This window comes from Streptomyces sp. NPDC002623 (genome assembly GCF_053592635.1).
Genome location: NZ_JBSFWB010000055.1, coordinates 36,210 through 43,384, shown reverse-complemented (window position 1 = coordinate 43,384; position 7,175 = coordinate 36,210). Strand labels below are relative to the sequence as shown.

General features: G+C 68.6%; 7 protein-coding genes and 1 pseudogene. 6 read left to right on the top strand and 2 right to left on the bottom strand.

Annotation, left to right across the window (positions count from 1 at the left end; genetic code table 11):
• Positions 1–556, top strand: a 556-nt coding sequence (locus ACWD4O_RS45275; protein ID WP_451288923.1) for a phosphotransferase, incomplete at its 5' end; no start/stop codon positions are given.
• Positions 557–654: 98 nt separating this feature from the next.
• Here ACWD4O_RS45275 and ACWD4O_RS45270 read toward each other — a convergent pair.
• Both ACWD4O_RS45270 and ACWD4O_RS45265 read right to left on the bottom strand, forming a co-directional pair.
• Positions 655–3,081: a SpoIIE family protein phosphatase gene (locus tag ACWD4O_RS45270; RefSeq protein WP_451288922.1), complete on the bottom strand. Its 2,427-nt coding sequence runs from the start codon at positions 3,079–3,081 to the stop codon at positions 655–657.
• A gap of 120 nt (positions 3,082–3,201) precedes the next feature.
• On the bottom strand, positions 3,202–3,873 hold the full coding sequence (locus tag ACWD4O_RS45265) for a TetR/AcrR family transcriptional regulator (RefSeq protein WP_451288920.1): 672 nt from the start codon (positions 3,871–3,873) through the stop codon (positions 3,202–3,204).
• A gap of 242 nt (positions 3,874–4,115) precedes the next feature.
• Between ACWD4O_RS45265 and ACWD4O_RS45260 the strand changes: the two genes are divergently transcribed.
• The 5 genes and pseudogenes from ACWD4O_RS45260 to ACWD4O_RS45240 all read left to right on the top strand — a co-directional run bounded on the left by ACWD4O_RS45260 (position 4,116) and on the right by ACWD4O_RS45240 (position 7,154).
• The gene (locus tag ACWD4O_RS45260) at positions 4,116–5,234 is read left to right on the top strand and encodes an oxygenase MpaB family protein (RefSeq protein WP_451288919.1); all 1,119 of its coding nucleotides are present in this window, start codon (positions 4,116–4,118) and stop codon (positions 5,232–5,234) included.
• Positions 5,235–5,273: 39 nt separating this feature from the next.
• Positions 5,274–5,924: an LUD domain-containing protein gene (locus tag ACWD4O_RS45255; RefSeq protein ID WP_451288918.1), complete on the top strand. Its 651-nt coding sequence runs from the start codon at positions 5,274–5,276 to the stop codon at positions 5,922–5,924.
• Between the two features lie 71 nt (positions 5,925–5,995).
• On the top strand, positions 5,996–6,349 hold the full coding sequence (locus ACWD4O_RS45250) for a DoxX family protein (protein ID WP_451288917.1): 354 nt from the start codon (positions 5,996–5,998) through the stop codon (positions 6,347–6,349).
• 99 nt (positions 6,350–6,448) lie between these two features.
• Positions 6,449–6,763, top strand: a pseudogene (locus tag ACWD4O_RS45245) (nuclear transport factor 2 family protein); the annotation flags it as partial.
• 184 nt (positions 6,764–6,947) lie between these two features.
• Complete coding sequence (locus ACWD4O_RS45240) at positions 6,948–7,154, top strand: hypothetical protein (RefSeq protein WP_451288927.1); 207 nt, start codon at positions 6,948–6,950, stop codon at positions 7,152–7,154.
• Positions 7,155–7,175 lie beyond the last annotated feature (21 nt).

Genomic DNA, 7,175 nt, shown 5'->3' with positions numbered 1-7,175 from the left:
AGCTTTCTACCAGTTCCCGGATCTCCGTCAGGCCCGTGTCCTGGCCCACCGGGGCCGCGAAGTCGGGCTCGCCAACTGGGGTCACCCCCAGGGATATCTGAGGCGCCAACTCGATCGATGGCGTGCGCAGTGGGACTTGGTAGCCACGCGGCCACTACTCGAACTGCTCCGCTTGCACCGGGCGTTGGAGGCCGCGGTGCCGAGTGAGAGCGGTGTCTCGATCGTGCACGGTGACTTCCGCGTCGACGACCTCGGCACCTTCCTCGCATACCGCGGCCCGGCCGTCGACGCGCTGCTCGACTCGCCTGCCGCGACCGATCCTGGCTTTCCCGATCAGATGGAACTCGCCGATCAGTACGAGTTGCTGAGCGGCCGTGACATCAGCCTCCTGCCCTTCTACCAGGCGCTCGCCTACTTCAAGATCGCCGTGTTCGCGGAGGGCGTGTACTCCCGTCATCTGCAGGGGGTCACGGTGGGAGACGGCTTCGCGGGGGCCGGCACATCGGTTCCCGAGCTGGTGCGGGCCGGCCTCGCGCTCGTGGGACGCGGCCGGTGACGGCCGGCACCGCCATCTGCCGCGGCTATGTCGACACCGACATGAGCGCCTGGAACCACTCTCGTGTCCCGCGCGCTGTAGTGCCGTAGTGCCGTAGGTCAAGTATTCAGCCGCAGTTCGGCCCAGATCGTCTTGCCGTATGTGGTGTGGCGGGTGCCCCAGCGGTCGGTCAACTGCGCGACCAGGAGGAGTCCGCGACCGCCCTCGTCGTAGACACGGGCCCGGCGAAGATGCGGAGCGGTGTTGCTGGCGTCGGAGACCTCGCAGATCAGAGTGCGGTCGCGGATGAGGCGGAGTTGGATGGGTGCGGCGCCGTAGCGGATGGCGTTGGTGACGAGTTCACTGACGACGAGCTCCGTGACGAACTCGACCTCGTCCAGACCCCAGTCGGCCAGGCGTGTCATGGCCTCCTTGCGGGCGGTGGCGACGACTGCCGGGTCGGAGGGGAGCTCCCAGGTGGCGACCTGGGAGGGGGCCAGAGTGCGAGTGCGGGCGATGAGCAGGGCGACGTCGTCGGTGGGGCGTTCGGGAAGGAGCCGCTGGAGGATGGTGTCGCACGTCTGTTCCAGCGGCTGGTTCGGGTCTCCGAGCGCGCTGCGCAGCAGGTCGTTCCCGACCTCGATGTCGCGCTCGGCGGTCTCGACAAGACCGTCGGTGTACAGCGCGATGAGGCTGCCCTCCGGCAGTTCCAGGACGGCTGATTCGAAGGGCAGGCCGCCGAGGCCCAAGGGAGGGCCGGCGGGGAGGTCGGCGAAAACGACTGTGCCGTCGGGGTGGACGAGAGCCGGCGGAGGATGCCCGGCCCGGGCCATGGTGCACGTGCGGGCGATGGGGTCGTAGACCGCGTACAGGCAGGTGGCACCGACATCTCCGTCGGAAGTCGGACGGCCGTCGTCGTCCTCCGAGTCCTCCGCGCGGTCGAGGCGCAGGACGAGATCGTCGAGGTGGGTGAGCAACTCGTCGGGAGGCAGATCGACGTCGGCGAGGGTACGGACCGCTGTGCGCAGCCGGCCCATGGTGGCCGAGGCCTGGATCCCGTGACCGACGACGTCTCCCACGACCAGCGCGACCCGTGCACCCGACAGGGAAATGACGTCGAACCAGTCGCCCCCCACGCCCGCCCGCGAGCCGGTGGGCAGGTAGCGGGAGGCGACTTCGACCGCGGATTCCCTGGGAGCCCGCTGGGGGAGCAGGCTCCGTTGCAGCGTGATGGAGGTGTTGCGCTCTCGGGTGTAGCGGCGAGCGTTGTCGACGCAGACCGCGGCACGGGCGGTGATCTCCTCGGCCAGCAGCAGATCGTCGTCGTCGAAGCGTTCCGCCGTGCGGTGGCGCGCGAAGAAGGCGAAGCCCAGAGGTGTTCCCCGGGCGCGCATCGGCACCAGAAGGGTCGAGTGCGTGCCGAAAGCCGAGACTTTCGACGCGAATTGTGGATGCTCGGCCAGCCACGTGCGGGTTTCTGGCTCATCCGCGTCGTGGCGGACAGCCCGACCGCCGACCAGTGAGTCCAACAGCGCTGATCCCGCTGGGAAGAGGCTCAATTCACCCGGCTGGAACATGGCCTCCGGACAGCCGTCCAGGACGGATCGGTTGGCCGCGCGCCGCATGGCGGTGGTGTCGGCCGGCCCGCCGGGCTTGGGTTCTCCACCGTCGTAGACCTGGTCCAGGAGGTCGACGGCCGCGAAGTCCGCGAACCGATCGACGGCAAGCTGTGCCAGCTCCTCTGCGGTGCGCACCACCTCAAGGGTGGTGCCGATGCGCGCGCTCGCCTCGTTCACCACGCCCAGCTGTCGGCGGGCCCGCGTCTCTTCGGTCACATCGCGTACGACCGTGGAGGCGCCGCGCACCCGGCCTGCGGGGTCCCTGAGCGGCGAGACGGCGAAGGACCAGGTACGGGCGCGGCCCTCCCCGGGTGGGCGAACGGACTTGTCCGTGTGGAGCGGCTGCCCCGTGCGGGCCACCTCCGAGACAGCGTCTGCCAGGCCGCGGTACAGAGAGCGGGTGCGCAGAGCGTCGTCGACGCGGCCGCCGAGAACTGTCTCCTCGGACAGGCCCAGGAGGTCCAGCGCTGTGGCATTGGCGTCGACCATGCGTGCCTCGGCGTCGTGGATGAGCACGGCCACGGGCAGTTGTGAGAGGGTCCAGCCCCGCAACGCTTGGGTCTCGCTGTCGGTGGCCGAAGCGGGTGGTTCGGCGATCAGCACCCAGCCGACGTCTCCGTGTGCCTCCCGCTGGGGAAAAGCTCGGACAACGGCGCTGACAGGGGAGCCGCTGCGGTGCCGCAGTATGAGGGTGCCACTCCACTCCTTGTGTTCGGCCAGGGAGGTCCGAGCCGATGGCGGAAGCGGCGAAGCGAGCAGGTCGGCGGCGGCGCGGCCCAGCACGTCGTCGGGTAGGTGGCCGAGTAGTTGCTCAGCCCCGGAGTTCCATGTGATCACGATGCCCAGAGCATCGACTGATACAAGACCTGTGGCCGGCGCGGGTGGGGCGATGCTGTCGGGTCGGCCCCCATCTGCTTCCCTGTCCATGATCGCTCACTTCGGCGCCGTACCGACTCACCGGGCATCGGAAAGCAATGTCCTGGGCGCCACCCTCCAGCATGGTGCCGCCACCCCTTGGCCACAACCGGTCACCTCCGGCGGACGGGGTCACGTCTTCGGTGTGCGCGGGGTGGGCCTCACCCGTGCGCTCACCGTGCGCAGGGCGATGCCTACGTAGCGATCCGCGATGTCTTCCGGTGTCAGCCGGCCGTCCGGGTGGTACCAGCCGGTGACCGCCTGGCACATGCCCAGGAGCGCTCGGGTGGTGTCGGCCGCGCTGTCCACCTCGAACAGCCCCTCGGCCACGCCCTCCTCGATGATCTCCAGCAGAAGTTCCTCCAGGGCTTTGCGGAGGGCCGCGTACTTCTTGCGGTTGGCAGGCTCCAGGTAGCGCAGCTCGGAGTCCAGGCCGGCTGTCGCTGTCCGGTGGGTCATGTGCAACACGATGCACTCGATGACGTTGCCGAAGCGGTCCAGTACCCGGCCGTCGGCCTCCTTGTCGGCCTGGCGAGCCCTCTGGAGCACCTCGCCCATGGCGCTCTCCAGCAGGGCGACCAGCAGGCCCTGCTTGTTCTCGAAGCGGTAGTAGATCATCGGCAGGCTGACCCCGGCTTGGTGTGCGACGTCCCGCACGGTCGTGCCGTGGTAGCCGTGCTCGCGGAAGTTCTCCAGTGCGGCGGCCAGGATGGGGGGCGGGTCGAGGGGCGCGAACGTCCGCCATTCGTCGATGCACGTCTCGTGCTCCGATGCCGGGTCCGCTCCGGGTGTCATGGACGCCATCCGCTCAAACTCCTTGTCACGCGGCCGACGGGCTGCTGATCGTGATTCTAACGAACGCTAAGTAGAGCAGAGGGCCGGGCGGACTTCTGCGGTCGACAATCTCCGACCACGCTCGTCGGCAGGCTTGACCTTTCGCTAAATCACAGTAACTTAGGTGATTAAGGGATCGGTGGCTCTCGATGACAAGGCTCGAGTGGTCCGGACCGGTCGGTTCTTCTTTCCAAGCCCCTGGAGGCTCAGGCATGACAACTCACACCGCGACCGAAGAGCGGGCGGCCTTCATCGAACGGTCACTGCAGGTGGGAGATCCCGTCGCCGATGCCGTGATCGTGGAGATCGACGAGCTCGGAGGGCCCGCGCGACGCCTCGTGAACCAAGGGCTGCAAGACGGACTCTCGTCGCTCTCCGATGTTCCTCCCGCGATCGCTGCCCTGCTGCGCGAGGCCGAGACCGTCCCCGACTGGGTGGATACGAAACCCTTCGCCGAGGGGGAGACCGCCTACCTGTCGGTCGAACCGGTGTGGACGCAGTTCGCCCTTGCGCTCGGCTCGCTGCTGCCCGAATACAGCACGCCCCGCATCGCGCGGGTCCTCAGCGGCACGGGGCGGCTGGAGAACGCCACACAGCGTCGGCTCCAGGAGACCGGCAAATGGATCAACGGCGTGGTCCTGCCGGGAGGACTGCTGCCGGGTGGCCCCGGATACCTCGACTCGGTGCAGGTGCGGCTGATGCACGCGCGTGTACGGGCCACCAAACTGCGGCACGGCTGGGACCCGGCCTTCGGCGTGCCCATCAACCAGGTCGACCTGGCCCGCACCTGGCTCGACTTCACCTACAGCCCTCTCAGCGCGCTGGAGAAGCTGGGCATCACCTTCACGGACGAGGAACTGGCCGGCGTGTACAGCTACTGGCAGTACGTGGCCTATCTCCTCGGCGTCGACCCCGGCTTCTACCGCAACATCGCCGACCACCGGGAGGCTGGAGAGTGGTACGCCGTGATCAACGCCATCAGCGGAGAGCCGGACGAGCACTCCGTGGCGCTCACCTCCGCGACGCTCGACATCCTGACCGCCACCCTTTCGGAACTGACGCTCAAGACTCCGCTGACCCTCACCGGTGACCTCGTCGCCGCGTTCGCCCGCCACATCCTGGGCGACGAGTTGTGCGACCGACTGGGTGTCGCGCAGACGGACCTCGTTCCCCTGGTCGGGCTGTTCGCGGAGCGTAACAAGCAGACCCGTCGCTGGCAGCGGCTGTCCGCCGAGGCCCAGCAGGAGGGGCTGACGGAGAACATCGAATTCCGACGCTTCCTGATGGGCCTCACCGAAGGCGCCACGGTCTACGAGCAGAACCTCGCCTGATATCCCGCCTACCCCTGCACCGCACCACAAGGAACCCCCATGACTGACACCACAGTGCCCACCGCGACCCTGCCCGTCGACGAATCCTTCGCCGTTCCGGTCTCCGAAGCGAGCCTCGTCCGTGCGGCGGATGCACTGGGCAAGCACGGCTTCGCCGTCCGGATCGTCGACACGGCCGCAGAAGCACGGCAGCTCGTGACTGAACTGCTGCCGACGGACAAGGCCGTCTTCACCTCCACCAGCGAGACACTGCGCCAGTCCGGCATTCAGGAGGACATCGACGGCTCCGGACGGTTCGTCAGCGTCCGCGCCGCCCAGGCCGACTGGGACCTGCGAGCCCGTTACGACGATGTCCGCCAGACCCGGTCCGCTCCCGACGTGGTCGTCGGCAGCGTGCACGCCGTCACCGAGGACGGCCGTCTCGTCACCGCCTCGGCCAGCGGCAGCCAGCTCGCCCCCTATGCCTTCGGCGCCGCCCAGGCGGTGTGGGTGGTCGGTGCCCAGAAGATCGTCCCCGATCTGGAGACGGCTCTGCGCCGCATCGAGACCTACTCCCTTCCCAAGGAGGACCTCCGCGCCCAGCAGGCCTACGGCCGGCGCAGCGTCGTGGCAAAGATCCTGATCAGCAACCTGGAGTTCGTCCCCGGCCGCGCCACCGTCGTCCTCGTGCGCGAGCCCCTCGGTTACTGACAACTGCGCGCATCCACTTCCCGACCGTCCCCTCTGGCCCTCTCGCCCGTTCCCTTTCGGAGATCAGCACCATGTTCATCGTCACCGCCGTAGTCGCCGTCCTGCTGGCTCTGGCCTTCTTCGCCGCAGGCGCACAGAAGGCCACGGGCCAGGCCAAAGCCCTGGAGCAGGCCGACCACCTTCATGTTTCTCACGCGCTTTACCGCCTGATCGGGGCACTCGAAGTACTCGGCGCCGTCGGCGTCGTCACCGGTCTGTGGGTGCCATGGCTGGGCATCGCGGCCGCCGCCGGCCTCACCCTGACGATGGTCGGCGCTGTGGGCGCGCACGTCAGGGCCAAGGACCCTGGCAAGGCGATGGCCCCTGCCCTGGTGTTTGCGCTGCTCGCCGTGGCGGAGCTCGTCCTCAGGGCAGCCACCGCCTGACGGCACCGGTAGGTGCGACGGGCCTGGGAGTGTCCGCCGGTCCGCGGCCCCCGTGGCCGACAGACCGGCGGACTATTTTCTCGCTGGAACGGAGAAGCAATGGACCGCGTGCAATGGGTGCTGCGGCACTATGACGCGTCGGCTTCCGCGCTGGACGCCGATGCCTTCGTCCGAGGCCTGGCCCCGGACGTCAGGATGACGCGTGGCCTGACGGCCATGACAGACCGGGGCGAGATCCGCCGGGCCGTCGAACGTATGAGGGCCCAGGGCCTGCTTTCCATACGGCACGACATCGTGGGCCTCTGGGAGCCCGAGCCCGGAGTCGTGATCGCGGAAGCCGTGGTGACGTACCGACACGAGACCTACTCGACTCGACCTGTTCCCGTTGTGACGGTCTTTCGATGGCGGGGCGACGAGGTGGCGGACATCCGCATCCACATGGACAGCTCTCAGGTATCCGACAGGCGTCCTGCCCACCGGCTTCGCGGTATTGCATCGGACGGCGTTACCGGTTCATCTCACGATGAGACGCAACGCGCCGCCGTCGTCCCGCACCCTCACGGTGAGGCAGGCGAATCACTCGGGCGGGGAGGCGGGGATGGCGGCGCGATCATGGGGACACCGCGAGCGGCTGCTCGCCTTCGGCCTGGTCGGCATCCTGCTGGCGGTCTGCGGTGCGATCGCCGCGGCCACCGGTGCGGCCGTGGGCCCCGGCCTGACCCTCGCGGGCACCGTCCTGGCCTGCTGGGAAGGGCTCGGTCTGTGGCTGGCCGACGCCTACGACCGGCGTTCGGGGCGTGGCTGAGCGTCCTCGCCCCTTTGCTCG